Origin of the sequence: Paenibacillus taichungensis, assembly GCF_050994985.1 — a bacterium.
In the GTDB taxonomy this organism is placed as follows: domain Bacteria; phylum Bacillota; class Bacilli; order Paenibacillales; family Paenibacillaceae; genus Paenibacillus; species Paenibacillus taichungensis.
In genome coordinates this window covers 2,309,194-2,330,982 of the sequence record NZ_CP194720.1, presented here as the reverse complement: position 1 = coordinate 2,330,982, position 21,789 = coordinate 2,309,194, and the positions used below count along the sequence as shown (strand labels likewise).

Annotated in this window: 15 protein-coding genes; 2 read left to right on the top strand and 13 right to left on the bottom strand. The window is 47.8% G+C overall.

Going from position 1 to position 21,789, the window contains the following annotated elements; all coding sequences use genetic code 11:
- Positions 1 to 772 precede the first annotated feature (772 nt).
- The 3 genes from ACR1R9_RS10590 to ACR1R9_RS10580 all read right to left on the bottom strand — a co-directional run bounded on the left by ACR1R9_RS10590 (position 773) and on the right by ACR1R9_RS10580 (position 4,556).
- The gene (locus ACR1R9_RS10590; protein WP_433921113.1) at positions 773 to 2,317 is read right to left on the bottom strand and encodes a carboxylesterase/lipase family protein; all 1,545 of its coding nucleotides are present in this window, start codon (positions 2,315 to 2,317) and stop codon (positions 773 to 775) included.
- Between the two features lie 117 nt (positions 2,318 to 2,434).
- Positions 2,435 to 3,202: an alpha/beta hydrolase gene (locus ACR1R9_RS10585; protein WP_433921114.1), complete on the bottom strand. Its 768-nt coding sequence runs from the start codon at positions 3,200 to 3,202 to the stop codon at positions 2,435 to 2,437.
- A gap of 61 nt (positions 3,203 to 3,263) precedes the next feature.
- Entirely contained in the window at positions 3,264 to 4,556 is a 1,293-nt protein-coding gene (locus ACR1R9_RS10580) for an SGNH/GDSL hydrolase family protein (protein ID WP_433921115.1), read from the bottom strand.
- 231 nt (positions 4,557 to 4,787) lie between these two features.
- On the opposite strand from ACR1R9_RS10580, the gene ACR1R9_RS10575 reads away from it, so the two are divergent.
- Positions 4,788 to 5,930 (top strand): glycosyl hydrolase family 8, encoded by a 1,143-nt coding sequence (locus ACR1R9_RS10575; RefSeq protein ID WP_433921116.1) that lies wholly within the window; start codon positions 4,788 to 4,790, stop codon positions 5,928 to 5,930.
- A 128-nt stretch (positions 5,931 to 6,058) separates the two neighbouring features.
- On the opposite strand, the gene ACR1R9_RS10570 is transcribed toward ACR1R9_RS10575, so the two are convergent.
- The 10 genes from ACR1R9_RS10570 to ACR1R9_RS10525 form a co-directional block, all read right to left on the bottom strand.
- Positions 6,059 to 7,762, bottom strand: coding sequence for an RICIN domain-containing protein (locus ACR1R9_RS10570; protein WP_433923735.1), 1,704 nt, complete (start codon positions 7,760 to 7,762; stop codon positions 6,059 to 6,061).
- Positions 7,763 to 7,966: 204 nt separating this feature from the next.
- Positions 7,967 to 8,911 carry a carbohydrate ABC transporter permease gene (locus ACR1R9_RS10565; RefSeq protein WP_175380678.1) on the bottom strand — a complete coding sequence of 315 codons (945 nt, stop codon included), beginning with the start codon at positions 8,909 to 8,911 and terminating at the stop codon, positions 7,967 to 7,969.
- A gap of 17 nt (positions 8,912 to 8,928) precedes the next feature.
- Entirely contained in the window at positions 8,929 to 9,774 is an 846-nt protein-coding gene (locus ACR1R9_RS10560; protein ID WP_175380679.1) for a carbohydrate ABC transporter permease, read from the bottom strand.
- Between the two features lie 53 nt (positions 9,775 to 9,827).
- Positions 9,828 to 12,407, bottom strand: a complete 2,580-nt coding sequence (locus ACR1R9_RS10555) for a DUF5696 domain-containing protein (RefSeq protein WP_326067419.1) — start codon at positions 12,405 to 12,407, stop codon at positions 9,828 to 9,830.
- A gap of 16 nt (positions 12,408 to 12,423) precedes the next feature.
- Entirely contained in the window at positions 12,424 to 13,059 is a 636-nt protein-coding gene (locus ACR1R9_RS10550; protein WP_326067418.1) for a Yip1 family protein, read from the bottom strand.
- Entirely contained in the window at positions 13,043 to 14,506 is a 1,464-nt protein-coding gene (locus ACR1R9_RS10545) for a hypothetical protein (protein ID WP_433921117.1), read from the bottom strand. The genes ACR1R9_RS10550 and ACR1R9_RS10545 overlap by 17 nt, the downstream gene beginning before the upstream one ends.
- A 15-nt stretch (positions 14,507 to 14,521) precedes the next feature.
- On the bottom strand, positions 14,522 to 15,397 hold the full coding sequence (locus ACR1R9_RS10540; RefSeq protein ID WP_076288847.1) for a carbohydrate ABC transporter permease: 876 nt from the start codon (positions 15,395 to 15,397) through the stop codon (positions 14,522 to 14,524).
- 2 nt (positions 15,398 to 15,399) lie between these two features.
- Positions 15,400 to 16,302 (bottom strand): carbohydrate ABC transporter permease, encoded by a 903-nt coding sequence (locus tag ACR1R9_RS10535; protein ID WP_256716794.1) that lies wholly within the window; start codon positions 16,300 to 16,302, stop codon positions 15,400 to 15,402.
- 73 nt (positions 16,303 to 16,375) lie between these two features.
- Complete coding sequence (locus ACR1R9_RS10530; protein ID WP_433921118.1) at positions 16,376 to 19,273, bottom strand: extracellular solute-binding protein; 2,898 nt, start codon at positions 19,271 to 19,273, stop codon at positions 16,376 to 16,378.
- 105 nt (positions 19,274 to 19,378) lie between these two features.
- Positions 19,379 to 20,737: an extracellular solute-binding protein gene (locus ACR1R9_RS10525; RefSeq protein ID WP_433921119.1), complete on the bottom strand. Its 1,359-nt coding sequence runs from the start codon at positions 20,735 to 20,737 to the stop codon at positions 19,379 to 19,381.
- Between the two features lie 284 nt (positions 20,738 to 21,021).
- On the opposite strand from ACR1R9_RS10525, the gene ACR1R9_RS10520 reads away from it, so the two are divergent.
- Complete coding sequence (locus tag ACR1R9_RS10520) at positions 21,022 to 21,777, top strand: helix-turn-helix domain-containing protein (protein WP_125477352.1); 756 nt, start codon at positions 21,022 to 21,024, stop codon at positions 21,775 to 21,777.
- Positions 21,778 to 21,789 lie beyond the last annotated feature (12 nt).

Here is a 21,789-nt window from a genome sequence, read left to right as displayed (position 1 = left end):
AATAAAATTATTTATATGGTGATTATCAGCACTGCCTTTCCCCATCATACTCCCGTTTCTCATATATGAACAAATTTTATTAAAAGGATGTATTTTGGAGTTGCTCATTTAAGCTCACTCACTCACGTAATATCCGACTGCTTAAAACTTTCGATCCCTAACTATAATAGTGATTATGAATGATACAACTGTTCTTCAGTTATTTTGAAAAACGGTAAAACTTAAATTAATTAAGAGCCATTCAATGGAAGTGTATAAAAGTTTTACTCGACCTATAAGTGTTTCACATTAACCACATCTGGTTTGCTTGAATCCCAGCTCCGATATATACCGAAAAATAAAAAAAGCCGCCAAAATAGCGACTTGTACCCTGGATAGATGGTTTCAATGACAGCGTCGGTATGTGTGGTGCCGGTCTTTGCCTCGTATGGGGTTCCACTACCAGGACTAACGCATAAGGTTGAACTCCTCTTCCATTTTTTGTAAAATTGTTCGTGAGAAGGTTGTTATCCGAGCTTTGATGAGCGAACACATTAATGGACACGGTGTCTCTGGACGAAGCGCCTCCTCCCTCTTCCCCGTTGCCCCGATTTGAGGATGAACATCCCGCCAGTGCCATAGACAGAAGAAGTAAACAAGCAAGTACGATTGATCCTGTTTTTCTCAAATAGACCCATTAATGGCGGACAATCTAACCAATACTAATAGCTTAAAGACCCCTCATGGGGGTCTTTTTTTAATTTATTTACTCCTCACATTCATGGATCTTATGTTAAGCCTCCGTTTTCGATGCAGGCCTGTCTTTTATGAAATATTGATTCACCAGAAACTTCATCATTTCATTTGGCTGTTTTTGAGAGAATTCAGCATGATCTGCAAAAAGCATTCCATACGGTGACTCTTGGGTATAGGGTACCCATTGGGCCATTTCCTCTCCAGTTGAATCCTGTCCATTTGGATCCCCTGTACGAATGAAGTTGGCCCAATAATTGCACATCTGGCGGGCCAAATCGTAATGTTTGCCGATAAATGGCCGCCAACATTTAGCTAGAGTTTCAAAGAAAAACCAGAGATCCACCGAGTGGAAGGTACCCGGATGGTCCCATCCTGGGATCTCGGCATCAAAATTGTAATAGTACAACGGGGAATCGGAACCGAGACCAGCGTTAGCTTGCGCGGCTATGCGAATGGCATATTCAATAGAACTTACCGAGGCCTTCTTCTTGCTCTCTTCTATGCTGATCGACTGATTACAGCACAGCTCCAGAAATACATCGGCATCGTCACCGAACATGTCTGTGGCCAGCTTCTTAAGATCTTCGGATGTATCAGCATCTGGAACGCTGAAAAATTCGGAGGACGTGTGACCCATCATAATCGGCACCCTCCACCACTTGTTTTGAAGGAATAAATCAAACGGATTGCCTACACTGAATACCTGATCTACAACGGTCCCCCAAAATCCCTGGTACTTCACTGCCTTGTCACGTAGTTCGACCGCACCTATCTGCCTTGCTTCCGCAAGCGAAGATACGCCGAGATACTTAAAAAACTCCACGCCGTCCTGTTCGGCTTCAGTCAAATGACTCCGAAGCGCAGGCATGCGAGTTCCCGGGTAGAGAGCTGTAAAGATTCCACTTTGAACAATCGCCTTTTGAAAGAGCCCCTCATTCTGAGGAGAAGTAAGCTGGGTCATGACGCTGCCGCCGCCTGCGGACTGGCCACCGATCGTGATATTATCCGGGTCTCCACCGAAAGCTGATATATTGCGTTTGACCCATTTTGTGGCTGCCTGTTGATCGAGATTGCCGAAGTTGGCGGGTGCTTCTGGTGCTTCGGCTGTAATTTCGGGATGGAATAAAAAACCAAAAACATTGAGACGGTAATTGATCGTGACGACCACGATTCCTCTCCTAGCGATTCGTTCGCCATCGAATTCCATTTCAGCCGTATGGCCGACCTGAAGTCCCCCGCCAAAATACCATACATATACAGGTAGTTTCTCATCGGTGTGTTTGGCCGGGGTCCATACGTTCAGGTAAAGGCAGTCCTCGTCCATAGGGATATTCGGCTCCACAGCCCACTCCCGGGTATAGATATTGTTATGATCGATCTCCTGCTTCACCTGCATCGAAATCGGCGCGAATTCGTGCACCTTAAGCACACCTGCCCAGTCCTTGGCTGGCTGTGGTGCACGCCACCTGTTCTCGCCCACTGGTGGCGCGGCAAACGGTATCCCCTTGAAACTTGTGATTCGTGGGTCGGCTGCCGGCAGTCCCTGAACCAATCCATTTTCAACTTTTACAGTTCGAAGCATTGTTTAACATCCCCTTCTATATATGAGCTCGTGGAAAACATCCTGATATATTCATAAACTTGGTTTTGAACGTATGAGATACTCTTTTCCCTGGGTCTGGTTATCGGCTGGACTCGATTATTTGAAAAGACGTTTCGAAAACAGATACAGATCGTTTTTCCACACAGGCCAGTCATGTCCCCCGCTCTCCTCATACCAGATGTGTGGCACTGCCTGCTGCTCCAAATATTGCTGTACGCTGACACTAATTTGGATAAGATTGTCCTGATCACCGCAGGAAATCCACAACAGCGACAAAAGCGAAGAGGCTTCTGCAGGGTTAGGTACGAGTACTTCCGGAGCTTTGGTATTCGGAGCAGGGGAAAAGGCACCGACCCAAGCAAATTGTTCGAGATTAGTTAGCCCGATGTTTAAGGACTGGCCTCCCCCCATGGACAAGCCAGCTATGGCTCTGTTTTCCCGAGTGATGCCCGTTGGATAATTGGACTCTATATAAGGGATAAGATCATGAATCAGGTCTTCTTCAAACCGTTCAAAAGCATTTATTTTCTCTGGATCAAAAAGGTCTCCCTCGGCTCGATCATTAGGCATCGCACGACCATTGGGAAAAACCACAATCATCGGTTCAAGCAAGTTGTGGTTGTATAGATTGTCGAGAATAATCTGCGGAGCACCATGATGATGCCATTCCATCTCATCCCCACCGATTCCATGTAGCAAATAAAGCACAGGATAGGTTAGTTTGGAAGAAAATCCTGGTGGCGTATACACCATTGCTTTACGTGAATTTCCGACGGTTGTGGAGTCATATTCTATCATCTCAATTGCTCCGCGTAGTATATTTTCGCGGTATTTGTCAAATCCAGCCGGTGCTGAAGATATCATGTACAGTACTCCCTTCACTAATTGTATTAAGCTTTTTAGCTGAATTTATAGCCATCGTTCGTTAACCGACATAGCCAAATCCAAGAATTGTGAACCGTTTATCCTTATGAGCTTCTGCCATTTCAATCTCGACCATGTGTTCTCTGACGTGCTTCTCATTAATCAGGAGCATGGCATGACAGCGTGTCCAGTTCACTTCATGCGGATCGGCTTGTTTGGTGAGGATGCCATTTACTTTAATATGGGCTGTTCCGAACTCCTCGCTCCCGGAGTCTTTGAAGATCAAAATTAGACGTCTGCACCGCAAATGCAGCCTGAAGCTCTTGGCTTCTTCCACTTCTCCACGAGCGTACATCCAATTATTCGGGAAGAGCGGCGTAGTATAATTATGATCGTCCAGCTCGGCCATCTGCAGATCAGTATCCGTTTGACGGAAGCAACCTGTGTCAATTCGGGCGAGCAGCTCTGCGTTCTTCCGATCCAGTAACGTAACATTGACGAAATCATCTCCGATCAGAGGTGATCTACTCAGATCATGGTCTTCCTGATCCAGTTCGGAACGGTTCACTGCACCAAACAGGTGACCCAGTGCATCGGCCATAATTCGATGTCCCAAGTTGGTCGGATGATAAATATCATGAAAATATTGTTCTTTGGATACGATATTACCCTCGTCCTTTGTCTTGCGAAATTGCTCAACCAGAGCATCCTTCATGCTCACCATGGGCAAATCGTAATGCCAGCCTACCGGAGCCAAGCGGTCCTGTAGATTCCAGTCGTTCTCAAAAACACTGAATAGCAGGATGACCGCTGGCTTGTTATCCGCAGAAATCGCTTTCAAAACTAAGCTCTCGTAACAGTTTCCTCTGGTCTCATCGTCAGCGTCGTTTACCGCAAATTCGATGATGACGATATCTGGCTGAATCGTACCGTCCCGGAGTACATCCCGTTCATAACGTACAACACCAAGTTCAGAAGGTGTTCCTCCTACACCCGATTTGACAAAATGTATGGAACTGCCGTCTGAAGGGGCAAACATCGCCTTGAACCGTTCATACGAGCGATAAGCGTAACTTCGAAGATGAATCGGTTTAGCACCAGCCCCATGGGTAACAGAACCTCCGATGTAAGCCATAACGACAGGTTCACCTTGCTGAGCTTTCTCAATCGCTCGTTTTAATCTGACATTGTTTCCCTTGTTTAAAAGAGATCGGCCAATCATCTCGATATATCCTGGGGAGTTGTAATCAAACTCAGTCTCGTAAGTCGATTCAGCCACTCCCACGGGATCGCACGGTGCAGACATCCCCTGGTGTTTATCTTCTTCTGCCACATCTCCTGCATCGCCAAGCATACTACATCACCACCATTCTTTTTTATCAGAATGCTCCTTCTTTCCGAGTATACCGCTTACCTAAATTCACAGTAACCGGATAAAGTATAGGATTTTCTCAAATATATCATTTCAAGTCGGGTATTTTAATGGATGACAAAGAAGACCTAAGATTTCTGGTGTAAACGCTTTAATTTGAATGCTTCTGTCATGATATAATTTGATCGACGACTCAAATGAAGGAGGATTACGATGAATATTACGGGTCAAGGGGCTTATGATACAGGTACATATACCAATTTCTTTCACAAGTTGGGTTTTGAACAGCATGAGATAAACGCAAAGCTGGAGCAAACATGGAATGAGCTATTCTACGGAAACGAGAATACGCGAATCTATTATCCGATGGGTGAGGACAAAGGGTATTTACTCGACACCGGTAATAACGATGTTCGCTCCGAAGGCATGTCTTATGGCATGATGATGGCTGTTCAGATGGACAAAAAAGAAGAATTTGATCGGCTCTGGAATTTTTCTCATACGTTCATGCAGCATGCTGAAGGTCGATACAAGGATTATTTTGCCTGGCACTGCAAACCCGATGGAACCCGCTTATCTCAAGGACCTGCACCTGATGGTGAGGAGTTTTTCGCTATGGCTCTGTTCTTTGCTTCTAACCGCTGGGGTGATGGGGATGCGCCTTTTAACTATAAGGAACAAGCCAGAAGAATCCTCCGCGCATGCATTCATCAAGGTGAAAATGGCGAGGGAGATCCCATGTGGGACCCGGAAACCAAGCTGATCAAATTTGTACCGGAATCACCATTCAGCGATCCATCTTACCATCTGCCCCATTTCTATGAGTTGTTTGCATTATATGCGGATGAAAGCGATCAAGCCTTTTGGAGAGAAGCAGCGGCAGCAAGTCGTGCATATCTGCATACAGCATGTCATCCCGTAACCGGGCTTTCGCCTGAGTATGCGAACTATGACGGGTCGCCTGCCCCTGTTCAGCCGCATGGTGATTTTAGACACTTTTACAGCGATGCTTACCGGGTTGCGGCAAATATTGCTCTGGACTGGGAATGGTTCCGCAAAGATCCCTGGCAGGTGAAACAATCGAATCGAATTCAATCCTTCTTCAGCAGCATTGATGTATCCGAATATCGCCGATATTCCATTGAGGGTGAAGCTTTCGATGAGCCTTCCTTACATCCTGTAGGCCTGTTCGCTACCAATGCGATGGCTTCGCTGGCTGCAGATGGTCCACATGCCGATCAATTCGTACGCCTCTTTTGGAACACCCCTCTGCGCCAGGGTGAGCGCCGTTATTATGATAACTGTCTGTATTTTTTCAGCTTGCTGGCTTTAAGCGGCAGATATCGGATATATTGATCATAGAGCAATGAGTCATCGTAAAAACGAGTTCATATACATCAAAGCGCATCGCGCAGACTGAAATTTCAACGAAGAGAGGACCTTTCCGGGCATAACAGCCGGGAAGGTCCTCTTGTGTATTGGCGTTAATTGCTAACAGCAATAAATTTCCATTGTTGATTCATTGCACCCGTGTAAGTATTCTGCTGCAACTTGGCACCTTCGGATGTGGAAGCGTTTTCCACTTCAATCGCTTTGTTGCTGTTTACGTTAATGATACTCCAATATCCATTGCCCAGATCGTTGACTTTGAAATGTTGTGCGGTCGTGTTCAGATTGCTCATGAGCTGCACCGCTTCACCGTTTGTGAGGGTACCGTTTCGAATATCAATCACTTTGTCCGGTGAGTTCACGCTGGTTAGTGTATAGCTGCCACCGCCGATGGAGGTCAGAACCCACTTCTGAGGATTGCCGCCCAGATCGCTCCATTGCTGAAGCTGAAGATTGTTTTGATTTTGCCCCCCAGGAACGTCAATGACCTTATTGGAATGTCTGGCCACAATTTTGTAGGTTGCACCTGACACAAGCCCGGTTGTCGGTCCACCACCATTTCCACCGCCTGGATACGATTGTGCACGTTCATGGTACCAGTTGAACAGGAATCGTCCCATGGCACTTCGGGATGCATCTCCATCCCATTTCAGTCCGGCTGTTGGATCGGCAAAAGAACTGCGTTGACCCGGCTCAAGAATGAAGCCGTTCATGTGAGCTGCGATGCTAACGTTACCTGCCGCGTTGAAGATGGTTTTGGTATTGGTGCCGAAACCTTCGTTGCTGCCATTAAACAAGTTCCAGTAAGCCGAATCACCAGGTTTGTTCTTAAACCAGGTTACTTCGGTGATGTTGATCGGATACTTGTCTGCGGCTGCCTTGACATTGGTATTCCATTGATCTTGCAAAATGGAGAAGTTATCATATGCGCCGTAGCCAGGATACCAGTGCACCGCATATCCATAATTGTTCTGCGGGTCCGTTAATGGATGGCTTGCTGTCAGACTGTAAAACTGGTTGTACCCCAGACCTGCAGCCCAGATTACGTTATCGGCACCCTGGTTACGAATCGTGGAGATGATGGAGTTCTGGAAATTACGCAGGTCATTCCAGTGATCCACAAAATCGTTTTCCCCGTTGTATCCGCCCCAATGTCCATTCGCATACGATTTCACTGGCTCGTTAATCAGCTCGAAGTGAACGTTGTCTGCACTTTTAATCTCCGGACGAGATGCAAGATATCCCCAGATTTGATTGAATTTCTGCAGGTTGGAAGCGGTGGTTGCCTGGTCATCCTTCAACGTAAAGTCGAGTCCCAGTACCACATACACACCCTTGGTTTTGGCATATTGAATGTACGGGATAATGACGTTCTGCGTAACGGTCTGCACACCGGCAAAATTATATGTACCCGCCGCCACATCACCCATGTCCTGACGATCTATGAACAGACGCACCTGATTCATGTTCCAGCCATGATTGCTGCCGTATTTCGGGCTTGTGTCCGCAAACGTATCCGTAATGTCTTTCAGGTAGGCCAGTGTAGCCGCATGACGATTGTTGCCGTGCAGATTAAGATAATAATTGCTGTCCTGATACGTCCAGTAAGCACCTGAAGGTTGATGCCATCCGTTCAAAAGCACAGGCTGATTGTTGCTATTCACCAGATTCTTGCCACTTACGTGAAGCTTGCCCATAGGCATGCCAACCCACGCCTCAGCGCGGCTCCCTCCCCATGGAGCAATCGTAATCAGCAAAGCCAAAACGAGTAAAAGTTTACAAGACAAAGACATCCACATCTTTTTCACTTTATATCCTCCTGTCATGATCGATTGCTTTTCCTCAATGCAATATCCGATGAATTGCAGCAAAGTCTATGTAGACTAAGCATCGGTTGGCGCACGCTTCCGCAACCCGTTCCATACGTTCAGTCGCAAGACTTCTCCCCCCTTTAGATCGTATCGATCTGTCTCAGATCTTTCTTCACTGTTAAAGCTAACGTTTTAGCCAACGATACCTGTACGTTCTACACTCTCCACGAAATAACGCTGTACGAAGAGATAGATGACAATCAAAGGCAGAATGGCGAGCAATATTCCCGTATCCTGAATCATGCTCAGATAGAAAGGATCAGCTTTGGAGGCGCCATCACTCACTTGCTGGGCCAGATTATACGGAAGCGATGACAGTTGAGTCGACATGACCTTGCTCGAAGTCAGATACGTGGTCGTGTAGAAGCTATCATTCCACTGCCATACAAAGGAAAACAACATCACGGTCACCATGGATGGAATCGCATTCGGCAGCATGATTCGGGCAAAGGTTCGCCCAATGCCTGCCCCATCCACGTAAGCCGCCTCTTCCACTTCCTTCGGGATGCCGCGGAAGAACTGACGAAAGATGAAAATATACAATCCGGCTTTAAGCGAATTGGCCGTAATGGCGGTCAGAATGAACGGCCAGTAGGTATTCAGCAGGTTCACCGGTTTACCGGCAATCAGTGTCATCAAGCCCATCAGGTCGAAGCTTTTCAGATTGAGATACACCGGAATCAAAATGGTCGTGGGCGGGACAAGAATCGTGAGAATCACACCTGCGAACAGCAAATTGCTTCCCTTGAACTTCAACCGGGCGAAACCATACCCTGCAAGGGCACAGGACGCTGTAGTTAACAGTGTTGTTGTCGCTGACAAAAGGAAGGTATTCAACAGTGTCGCCCAGTAATCCATAACCCGAATAGCCTGCTGAAAGTTATCAATCGAGAAATTCTGGGGAATCCATACCACCACAGCGGAATACAGATCACCCTTGTCTTTGATGGACGTTGAGATTTTCTGAAATATTGGAAAGAGGATAACAAAGGAAAGTCCGGTAATCAGTACGAACCGAATCACAGACCAGAGCCAACCTTTCCAGTGTTCCAGCGATAATAATCGAGAAGTCGTCACGCTGAACGTCCTCCTTTCTAATCTTGATAGAAGACTCGTTTCGAGAAAATCATGGATACAATGACAAGAATGATGGCAATCGCCAGAAAATACACCCATGCCATCGCCGAGCTGAGACCAAAGTCAAATTTCACGAATCCGGTATCCCGTATCAGTTCAGTCATGGCGTTATTGGCAAACGAGTCGATAATGGTGTAGATCGCATTGACAAAGATCAGCGGACTGACCATCGGAAATGTAATCTTCCAGAATGCTTCGTACCCAGTAGCACCCTCCATTTTGGATGCCTCATAGAGCTGAGGCGAAATGGTCTGAATGCCAGCCAAAAAGATCAAAATCTGCACGCCCGACTGGCTGACAATCTGATAGATCCGATCAACGGCATTACTCAAATACGTTACGATCCATTCGCTCACCCCGGCATCCAACATCAGATTTTCGAGTTCAAATGTACCTAGTGCGCTTCCTCCAGTACTGTTCTGGTTAACCGCATCAATCAAGCTGGTGCTCTCCAGCGACATGATGACACCGGAAGCCAAAATAACGGGCAAGAAGAAAATGGAGCGTGCTATGGCTCTGCCTCTGAACTTCTGGTTCAGGATGACGGCGAGAAACAGGCTGAATATGACGATAAGAGGCACATTGACGAGCACATCGGTAATCGACTCGATCAATGCACGGTTAAAACTTGTATTAACGGTAAGCGCCTGAATATAGTTAGCAACACCAGTGAATTGAATGGCAATGCCTTCCGCATTGGCCTGAATCGTGCTCATGCTATAACGCAGCGAAGCCAGCAACGGGATGAAGAAAAACAATACAAATCCGATCAACCACGGAAGCACGTAGATAACGCCCCACATGGCTTTCTGCTGAGCATACGTACGACTTCCCCATTTCCATTTCAGGAGTGTCTTCAGAGCTGCTCACCACCAGTCACATAACCTTGGGCTTTCACGGTTTGGCCCTCAACCTCTATAGGAAAATCATTATAATTCACAATCACGAAGCCACCACCGTCATAGGTTGTTCGATACACACCTTCCGCCAATGATTCATGCGATTTCATGGAACGTCCGGCAAATGGAAGATTGGTCTGATTCACCTCGTTGTACATCTCGGCAGCCAGATCCACCCACTGCTCGTAGTTTGCCGCGTACAGATCATCATAATCGGTCTGTTTGACCACGTGGTTGGGTGCATTGAACCAGGCGAAGTAAGGACTTGCTCCATATTCAATCAGTTTTAGAACATACTGCCTCGGGTTCGTATAGGTCGAGAGATTGTATGGAGAGCCGGTGTAACTGATATTCCCATGAACGACTAATTGGAAAAACGGAACCTCTTCATCCTCCAGTTTGAACTGGCTGCTGCTCATCGGCGCGTCCGTCAGCCCAGTAACATAAGGCAGTGCGTAGCCATTGCCACCCTCGGCCACAACGGAACCTGCCTGTTGTTTGATCTGTTCCAGCGCTTTAATGACAACGTCCAGTGCTTCCGTTCGATCCAGAAGCTTCTTCGGATTCATGTCGCTGTTCAGCTGTTCAGCCAGATCTTTCAGGCTCAGCGACTGAGACTGTTCCTCTTTTAGAATAGACTTCATCTCAACTAGCATCTCTTTCGTCACCTGATTCAGCTTGTTGGGCGAAAGCACATAGGATGGAGACCGTTCCCGGTCCCGTCGCTGCAAAGCCTGATTCATCGGATATACCACAGCCGGTTCTTGGGTTAACGTTCGAGAAGCCGCTCTGGAAGGTTTGAATCCTTTCTTGGATTGCACATTCAGCAAAGCTACATCCGGATAAAAGCCAATGCCTAATTCCTTTGTATAATCGCTAAAATTGCGCAATCCCTTTTGGCCACCAATTGCTCCATCCACCGATATGGAATCCGGCAGGCGGTGATGCAGTCCATCATTGAACCATCCGGCGTAGCGAACCTGAATGTTGGATACATTTTTCTCCGTCAATGTAGACAGAATCTGCTTGGCTTCCTCAAAGGTCGTAAGCGCCTCTGTCGAATCATAAGGGATACCCAGCATATGTTGCCGTGTTGTCATCCCGCCGAACAATTTCAGATAAAATGGAATACCCGCCTGTTCTTTACCCGCTTGCTGCTCGGGAAGTCCGCCGCTCTGTAACAGATAATTCCGGTAGAGTTCGGCCAACCCTGAGTAGGAAGCCTTCTCCCCACCGACAAAAGCGTATCTTACAACAAAGTCTGACGCTGTCGGTTTTTTCTGGAATTTGGGTAGTGTTCGCACCATGTCACTGGCTTGAAGTGTTACATCGCTCTTATTCATGACATAGAAGCTTGGATATACGTTGTTGTAGCTGTTCAGCTTGCCGCTGATATCCGCATTCACCACTGCCACAGCGTCCCCTTCCTCGATAATGCCAAGGAAAGCACCCTCTTTCCGGATCAGTCCAAAAACAGGCAATCGGGCTTTGGCTTCCGCCGAGCCAGCTTCCCGCAGCTTCATCGTCAAGTCCGGGCCGTAAATATCTTGTTGATAACCGGGATACTGAATCTTGCCATTGTTAAAATGGATCAGTGCTCCGGAGCCGTCCGGTACAAAAATCGAGCCCTCTTCCTTCGTCCCTCCGGCTCCGAAATATTCCAGCACGGATATGGTGTTGATCGGATACTCTTCTGGAAAATGAATGCCGGATGCAGGAACACGAACCAGCAGATTCTCTCCATCCAATTCATATTCCAAAGTCATCATGAAGAGCCGCGGTCCACTGCGCTCCTGATCAATCCCGTGTTCGGCATGATCCTGTGCCAGGTCTTCTTCCGTATAACCAGCCGTGTCAAATGCCTTCAGGGCACGGGACAACTGGAGTCCCTGCAGGGCCTTGTCAATTCGAACATAGACACCCTCATCTTTATCTTCGGTATACCCGATCTTCAAGGCGCGTTCTCCTGCCTTGTCGAGCTGTGCTAACAACTTTTGCTCAAATCGTTCCTTGCTGATTTTGACCGGCAAATCTTCAATGGAGCGCTCGGCGCTTCCGAACTGATAGTGAACCCGGACCCCGCTTGGCATAGTCTCATAGCTAACCTGCTTATGACCGATGCTATCCGTATAAGAGTTCACCGTACTGCTCTGACCCTGGTTGTTGAAAAAGCTAAGTCTGGCTTGGGATGACAGAAGATCTTTGTTAATGCCGGCTGCAATCCCGTCCTGCTCTCGATCTGTTGGATTGCTGCGCCAGATTTGTCCGCTCTCTCTATGCAGGACAGCAATCTCTGCCGTCTCTTCATCGATAAACAACTGCAAGGCTTCGTTCCTAGCAATACCAATCATGCCTTGTAGTCGAGGTTCGCTGAAAGAAGATTTCAGTTGTTCTCCGGGAGGCAGGGAGGGAAGTTCGGCCTGATCTACAGCTGCTGCCTCACGAGCTTGCGGTGATGGCGGGAACTGGCAACCACTTAGAAGCAGACTGCCAATGAGCAGCATTCCGGTTATTTTTTTTGCTATAGCATATTTCACTGGATGTCCTCCTTCCTTAGCCCCGAAGCACGATTTCCTGATAGATGGTTACGACAAACGATACGATCTGTTGTACAAGACTGAAGAAAAGCAGGCACAGAAAGGCCATAAAAGCCATGGCTACCAGGGTAAGCAGCATTGTAAGTACCGTCTTAGCCGGTGTGTACTGATGAACGGTCATGTTGCCCACGAATAACAGATATACCGTCCAAGCAACAGCAAGTGCATTGGAGAAATAATAGAAGGCTGTTTCCTGCGCGGAAATGACGAGACTCAGCCAGATCCACGGGAAATGAATCAGGAGCAGCGGCACCAGTGCAAAACACGTCGACATGAAAATCTCCGAAAACTTGCCTTCTCCGTCCATCAGGGTCGTTAACGACCAGTTGGCCACACACCAGAATAGTACTGGGATAATGACATACAACACTTCAAGCAGGCTGTTCTGATACTTGGGATTGTTAAAATTAATGAGAAAGCCACTGTACTGGACATGCAAAATTTTGGAAATCATTAGCATCAGCATAATCATGCATGCAATCAGCAATGTTGTTCGTTGATTGCGTTCATATTTCAGTTCCCAATATCCGTCGAATGGGTGAAAGATGAGATGTAGCGGATACTGGTAAAATTGTTTACTTGGCCCTTGCATTTGTTGCCCTCCTTTTCTGCCTGCGAACGATAGTGACGGATACAAACGCAGCTACAGTCAGGAATACACCGGACATTATCCACGAGAAATGCTCGCGCATCAGTTCTTTGCGGAACAGAAGAAAAGCTTTCGAATACCCCTGACGCTCCATGCTCCGTTTAAAATATTGCGCAGATTCGGCATAGTCCTTCTGACGAAGCAGCGATTTTCCAATACCCGCATAAGCATACTCCAGATTGGCGTTCATCTCGGCGGCCTTGGCGAACAACATCGAGGATTGATCCTCGTCGCCGTTATAATAACTGCGCACTGCTTCGTGCACAGTGCGTCCGTACTCCGTTGTCTGGAAAATCGTAATTTCACCCAGCGCTTTATCCAACACAAGCATCCGGTCTCCCACACGTTCCAGCGCGACTGGTGTATTAAACTGGCCCAACCGATTGCCAATACCGCCAAAGATATGTAGAAGATATCCGTCGCCGTTATAGGTGAAAATTCGCCCTCTGCTGGAGTCGAGTACGGAATACATGTCGCTGTCTCCTACATCTACATCAATCAGGCGTGAAGGCCCAGCTTCATTCGTATACATCAGATCGCCTTGGGGGTAATGATAACCTTGTCTGCGTAAAATATCGGAGCCCTGGGCATTCAATTTCTTGATTGGATCTTTGCCGCCATCACTACTCGTGGCGTAAATGAACCCTTCTTCATCTATATCCAGGTTGGTGAATTCCGTCGGCGTGAACATAACCATCTGACTGCGCTGCTCGCGCGTGGCAAATTGTTTCCACAAATACTCCACCGGATCAACCTGAACCCTGTTCGCTCCGATAAAGGAGGAGAATGTGCCGTCGACACTGAACTCCATGAATCCGTCAAACACACCCTCCGCCATGACGTAAATCCGTTCTCCCTTATCCATGACAACCCGCACAGGCTTGAATTGAAAGTCCGTTTGTAACAGATCTGATTTCGGTTCAGCCACTACCTTGACCAAGCGGCCTTGATCATCCAGATGAACGACCCTGTGATTGTCGGTATCTGCAACGAGCATATCCCCCATTTCGCTGACATAGAGCCCTTGCGGATTTTTGAATTGGTCCTTCTTCCCCTCGCGTTCAAAGGAATCAAACGTCCGCACCAGCTTGAAATTGCGGTCCAACTCCACGATGCGACCATTGCCGGAATCCAATACGAACACCCGCTGATCGGCTGTGACATGCATGTCACTCGGTTCTTTGAACGCAGTGGTGTTCAGTTTCCTGCCCGTGATAATGGACGTCGCCTCGTACGCCGCCGGAGCCGGAACGGAATCGCCCCAGTAGGAATACTGGTAAGCATCCTGCTTGCCATCTGCACTTGCGGGTGCTGCCTCTTGGCCGAACCACAGGAGGCAGACCATGCCCAAGATGATCCTGCCCTGCTTGTTCCATGTGCTTTTCCGCACCTCGCTGCCTCCTTTCTACTCTTTCATGCCCGAAGTAGCCATAGTCTGCATGACACTGCTCTGGGAGATGATAAACAAGGTTATCGGCACGATCATCAGCAGCAGTGCAACCGCTGCACCAACACCTGCTCTCGCGATCCCCCCTTGAACAATCTGACTTAGCGCGTAATGCAGCGTTTTGAGATTTTCACTATAAATAAAACTTCCACCGTCTGTTCCCCAGAGGGCCGGAAACTGCAAAATCATCAGAGTAAGCCAAGCGGGCTTTACATTAGGCATCACAATACTCCAGAAAATACGGTATTCATTCGCGCCATCAATCTTCGCTGCCTCCAGCAGTGCATCCGGGATCTGTTCCATGAACTGTTTCATCAGGAACAGTCCCAAAGAGAACGCTAGGGATGGCACAATAATCGAAGCATGACTGTTAATCCAGCCGAGCCAAGACATAACCATGTAGTTCGGGATGGCAGTGACATGCGGCGAGAACATCAAGGACAGGATCACAATCGTGAACAATACTTTTGAGCCGGGAAAACGATATTTGGCCAGCGGATAAGCGGCTGCCGAGGCCAAAAGAATATGTCCCGCCGTTCCTAATATCGTAATAAGTAACGTATTGGCAATATAGCGGGATAACGGGACCCACGAATTGCCCATCAGATTGATCAGATCCGCAAAATTTTCCGTAGTCGGGTTGTTCACCCAGAAGCGTGGCGGAAAAATAAACAGTTCATCCAGTGGTTTAAATGCGTTGTTAACGGCATATATGAGCGGGAGCACCATAAATGATCCAAACACGGCCAGCAGGGCAAACAGCATGAGGCTGACGGTAAATGACCGATTCAGTCTTTTGGGCATGCCGAACACGGCACGTACTTTGCTGGTCATTGTCATTCACCTATCTTTCTCAGCATTTTTTGCGTCAGGACGTTCGTACCAAGCATTAGAACGAACAGAACCGTTGCTATGGCAGAGGCATATCCCATCTCGAAGCGAATGGTGCCGAAGTCCATCAAGTGGGTAACGACCGTATGCGCTGCATAGTTAACACTTGGGAAACCGGCCAGGGCAATCGAAATTTCTGCTACAGCAAATGAAGCCGTAATCTGCATGACCGCACCAAACATGAGCTGGGGCCTCATCGATGGCAAGGTAATATACCAGAGCTCCTGCCAACGATTTTTGATCCCATCCACTGTACCGGCTTCCACCAGCGAGCGGTCAATCGTCTGCAAACCTGCGATAAAGGCCAGGAAGCTGGTTCCGAGACTGAGCCATAGTTGAACTATGATGACGATGGCCAGCACGTATTTCTCATCTGCGAGCCATTGGATCGGTTCCAGAATGACGCCCAGGCGCATCAGGAAGCCATTCATGTACCCGTAGCTGTCACCGGAGAAGATGATCAGCCAGATGAAGAACACGTTGCCTGATATGGACGGCGCGTAGAAAACCAACGTCATGACCGCCCGGACTTTGGGAGACAGCTCATTAATGATCCATGCAAACAAAAAACAGGCAATGTAACTGACAGGCCCAGTAATAACAGCGAATAACAACGTATTTTTCATGGCAATCAAAAAGACGTCGTCACCTAGAAACAGGCGTGAATAGTTCTGCCAACCGATAAAACGCGGCAGCTCCAGCATATTGAAGTGGAAAAAGCTGAGGCCCAGCGAAATTCCGACCGGAATGACAGTGAACATGAAAAAGATCAACATAAACGGTGCCATCAATACGTAATAGTGTCTGCTGAGATACAGATCCCGCTTCAAAAGGGACCACCAGCCCACCGGACGCGTATGGACGGCAGGAGCGGCTGCTGTCTTGGTTGTTTTTACTTGCAACCGTTACCCTCCCTTCCCTCTACTTCAGATTGAATTCCTTGCGCTTTAACTCGATTTCATCATCGATATACAGGACATAATCCGCCAGGGCCTCACGGGGGTTTTCGCTCGCGTTAACGACCTTGCGGAACGCATTATCCAGATGTCGTCCTGTAAAATAACCTCCCGGAAGCTGCGGGATACCTTGTACCCATTCCCATTGTTTCTCCAAATTCTGATAATCTTTCACGGGCCAAGGTAACTGCTGCAGCGCCTTGATGTTGGCCGTTGGGTAACGAGCAGCTGCTCCCATGAGACCTTCCATTTCTCTTCCGTATTCAATCTGCGTCTGCTCATCGGTCCACCATTTCATGAATTCCCAGGCGGCTTCCTTGTTGGCTGCATTTTCGAGCATCATCACGGCGCTAGTCGCACTGGCTACCTCATGCCTTATGGAACCGTCCGGAAGCTCAGTACCCGGAACAATGGTAAAATCCCAGAGGTTACGAATTTCCGGAGCCATGACTGTCAGCATGTTGTACGTGGTATAATCGGCGATGCCAATCGGCATTTCCCCAGTACGGAATCGGTTTGGAAAGTCGGCCTTGAGCGGAAATTTGTAATTGGTATAGAATTGGGTCCAGCGTTTGAAAGCATCCATTGAAATTTCCGAATCCAGTGCACTCTTCTTCTGATCTTCCGTATAGAAGGTGCCATCATTTTGATATAACAGCATGGCAAAAGTGGAGTTCGGTACAAGGTTTGCATTGTTCAGCGTATCCTCGATGGGTAGATAAAACTCCATATTGTGTTTTTGCAGCACTGCGATGGCATTATAGACGTCCTGCCATGTCTTCGGCGGTTCAAGGCCCAGCTCATTCAGGATATCTTTACGGTAAAAAAGCATCGGGAAGTGCTGCTGCTCCGGCAGCGCGTAGACCCCGTCATTGTAACGGTAAGGCGTCAGTCCGCTTTCACGGAAACGTCCGGAAATCTCTTCGAAGTCCGGGAACTTGCTCAGATCCGCTGCTGCATTTCTCATCGCATAGTTCACGGGAATGTCCTCGCCCATCTGCATGGCCACGTCCGGTCCTTCCCCCGAAAGTGTTGCTGGCAGCAGAATGTTGGGCGGAACAAGACGCAATTGTACCGAGACATCGGTATCCGGGGTAAACGAATCGTCGATCAAACCCTTGAGCACCTGGGCCTGATCTCGTCCAGTCGTAATCCATACGGTAATTGCGTCTTTCTTTTGCTCCACGTTGCCGATACTGTCGTAATCTTCCGTATAGGAAGCCACATAGGCACCCAGTTCATGTTTTGCTTGCTGAATGGCTGTTGCCTCTGCTTTAGGCAATGACTCGCCTGGCGGGCTTACAACAAGATAATCCATCGTAATAGGCTGCTCCCGCACGGTCAGAATCCAGGTACCGAGACCACCCACGTTAATCTTAAACGTGTCCAGCCGTTTCGGTACCGTCTCCGGTCTGGCAGTCATATCCTTAAGCTGGACCACCATAGCATTTAGAATCGCGACTTTATCGCTCTGCTCACCTGTGGCTTGCTCCAGGTACGCCGCTACAGAGCTGAGCGTTACCGCCTGCCGTTCAAACACCTCCGTCATCTCCGGAATACGCCGTTCAAGCTGGTAATCCCTCAGCGGATCGGGTTGATTCGAGGTGATCATCAATATTTTGCGGTACATCTCGTTCAGTTCCAACACGCTGGATTCCACCGTTCGAAGTAGCGGAGCGATGTCACCCAGCGTGACCGTCATCCGTATTCGGTGTTTCCCTTTTTCGAGATGGAACTGGTAAGGCCGATCTTCTCCAGCTCCCAATACCTGTGTTTGCCAGGAGGGACTATAGTTAAAACGAATGCGTTTCATTTCCTTGAACGGCACTTTCCCGTCAATGGTCAGACTGCGGGTCGCATAAATGCCACGAAGTTGATCCTGTTTCACCTTCAACGCAATTTGATACAATCCATCTTCAGGCACGTCGATCTCCCACTCAATCCATTCACCGGGCAGCTTCCAGTTGATGCCGCCGATGGCGTTGATGCGAATTTTGGATACGTCATACGGCTCCAGCGAAGGGCTGGAGCGATCCGAGATCGGTGCCAGCGTTGGTGAAGATTTGCTTACCGCATGTTCTGCCTGCACCTTCAGCATGACAGGACCGGCCGGTTTCAAGCTACGCGTTTCATAACTCGCCCGCAAATCTGCATAGGACGGAACATCCTCCTCCTGATACAGCTCGATATAATCGATCGCCATGCTCTCCCTTAGCGAGCTGAGCGATAACTGCTGTGTACCCTTTTCAAAATAAAACTGGAACGGTTCCTCAAAGTAACCTGCGCTGTCCCTGAAGGAAGCGTACTGCCATTCCGGTTGTTCAACTTGCCTCGGCCTAAGATCATTCCCTCGATCGTCCCGGCGAACGTCTTCTTCGCTATTGCCCCATACCCTGTCAAACAGCAAGACGTCAGCACCCCTGAACGGAACCTGCCCGTTTAGCTCCAGCCTGCGTTCGATACCGGAACTTTTGCCCTCAACGGGATAATAGTGAATCCGTGCATGGTACAAACCACTCACTTTAATGGGAACATCCCAGCGAATGGTACCGGTTTCCGGTGTAATGACTGCACTGCCGTCCAATCCGGCATATCCCTGTACTACCTCGAACGTTCCACCCTCTGCCTGAACATAAGACTCACCTTCAATCCGTACGATATTGTCCGGTTTGGCGCTGCTCGCATGAACTTTCAGATAATGTTCATAGCTGCTTTCGTCGTCTGTATTGGCGACCGCTTCAAAATCTTCAAGTGCATGTACCGTTCCTGGGCTTTTATCCCGTGACGGAAAGATCGTCCAGATCGAGAACACCAAGGCCAGGACAAGTACCAGGATCAGTCCCTTTTTCTTACTTGACCGCATGTTCGAATGTATCCCCTTTCCTGTAAGCGTAGCGACCATTAAACGGTTGTCTAACCCGGACAGATCACACCGTCACTGGTATGCTCTGCCCGCGTACAGTGATACTTATTTTTTGTAGACCTCATCAATCGCTGCCTGGAAAGGAGACTTGTATTTCTCAATCAGCGTAGATACGGATATACCTTCTTTGAGCTCCGCATCAAAATCCCAGAAAGGTAAGGAAGGAAAGGTGTTATGGTCGAGTACCAGCATGCCCTCTGCAACCTCTCTGGCATTATTGATGTCCGCTTCATCTGTCAGATGTGTCTCCAGCGTGGATTGGCCGGGATACTCGTAGATCGAATCGATCTCATTGATTTTCTCCCAGATGTACATAAGCTGTTCTGGATTCTCAACCGCTTTAGGGATTGTGATCGCTTGATAGCGAGATTCACCGGAGTGGTACGCTGATGCACTTGGCCCTTTGGGAAACGGTACAAATCCAATATCATAATCCTTCATATCTGTCATAATACCTTCGACTTCATACATGGCACCTGCATACATCAAGGTATTGCCTTGACGGAAGAAGGTAGATGGTTCTGTCCAATCGCCACCTTCTGTTGCTCTGCCGACCTTCTCCGTTGCCAGTTTGGACAAGAAATTCAGCGCTTCTTTGGTCTTTGGATCTTCCAGGTTCTGCTTATCCTCTTTGGTCAGAGAAGCTTCGTTGGAATACAGAACCGGTTCGAGCAGCCCCGTTTGAGCCAGTCCCCACGTGTCCAATTTGCCATCGTTGTTTCGATCCTTGTTCGCTTGCTTCGCCACGCTGAGGAACGTATCCCAGTTCCATTCATCAGCATCCACATATTCCTGCAGCGGCTTCAGACCAAGTTCCTGCATAAGCGTCCGGTTGTAGAAAATCCCGTTGATAAAAGAAGACTGATCCTCCGTAAACCCGTAACCTTTGCCTTCATATTGCATGTATTCTTTGGTCGTTTTCTGATTGAATACCTTGTCGTTCTTGATATAATCATCCACTGGCCATAACAAATCCTGTTTGGTCAATGCTGGAATGGCGTAGTCTTTGCCCAGTCTCACAAAATCGCCAAGCGGTTCTCCTGCCATCAGTGAAGCCACCACTTTCTCCTGATACTCACCAAAATCGATGGAAACATATTCGATATTAAAGTTGTGTTTTTTCTTCAGTGCTTCTAGATTTTCGAGGCGCTGAATATTGTCCGGATTGTTGTCCTGAATCTCCATATCCCACCATGCGACCACTTTAATGGTTCGGCCACCCATATCGAAATCCATCTCCGGCGTGGAGTTTTCATTCTCGGGCTCAGTCTCCACAGGTTTTTGTTCCTCCTGAGATGCCGATTTCTCCGGTTCAGGTTGTGCGGTCGGCGTAGAACTGCATGCAGCAATGACCAGCATGACCGCAAATACCAGGTTCAGTAGCATAAACTTGTTTTTTCTCATCGTCTTCCCCCCTGAATGTGTCGTTTGCTCCCACAGTGTATCTCTCATATGAAAGCGCAAACAACCCGCTAAAATACAGATATTTACCCCGACTGATTATAGATTGACGTGCTTTTCAGTGAACATGGGAATATTCCCTTTCAATTGGTAAAGAAATGAACTTTCTGCAAGAAATGCACATTGTATGCGCTTTCTTTTATTCTCATAATGGAATTAATCCTTATTTTAAAATGACTTTGGATTGAAGAGTTCATAAGAAGGTGAGGTCATGTTTCGTGTACAATATGTTGCTTGTGGATTATAGCCGCCGGTTGTGCAGAGAGTTTCGACACCTGCTGAGCCATAACAAATCGGAATATGTCATTGGGGATTGTGTTTTCTCTTCCTCCGCGGCCCTGACCGCGTTATCTGAACAACATTTTTCAGTCGTTGTTGTACATACGGAGCAGTGTGATACGGCAGGGCTATGGCTGTGTCATTACATTCGAAAAAAAAGTAATGTTCCGATCCTACTGCTCGGCGGAAGAGATCACTTCAGACTTGTGCGGAAGGCATTAACGTATCAAGTGAATGATTATTTGCCATGTCCGGTCAGTTCCTCGGCTTTGCTTCACAGTTTGCATAGACTCAGGACTTGTCTGGAACCCGAACCTGTAAAAAAAAGCCCGCCCGTCAAACCGCCCATTCATCTCAACGGCAAAGCGCTGGAGTCAAACCATGTGATCCGTATTATCAAAGCTTATGTACGTGATCATCTTGGCGACGAAATTACACTCAAGAAAATCTCAGATATGCTCCATTTTAATTGTGCATACCTCGGACAAAAGTTTAGATTGGAAGAAAAAATGTCTTTTACTGATTACATGCTGCAACAGCGAATGGAAAAGGCCAAGCAGCTTCTGTCATCTACCAATCTGCGAATATACGAAATAGCCGTAGAGGTTGGTTACAAAGATATTGATTGGTTTTACAAAAAATTCAAATCGTATACCGGATCGAGCCCCAATGCATATCGAAGACAGAAAACTCATACCGCTTAGTCCGTGAGGATT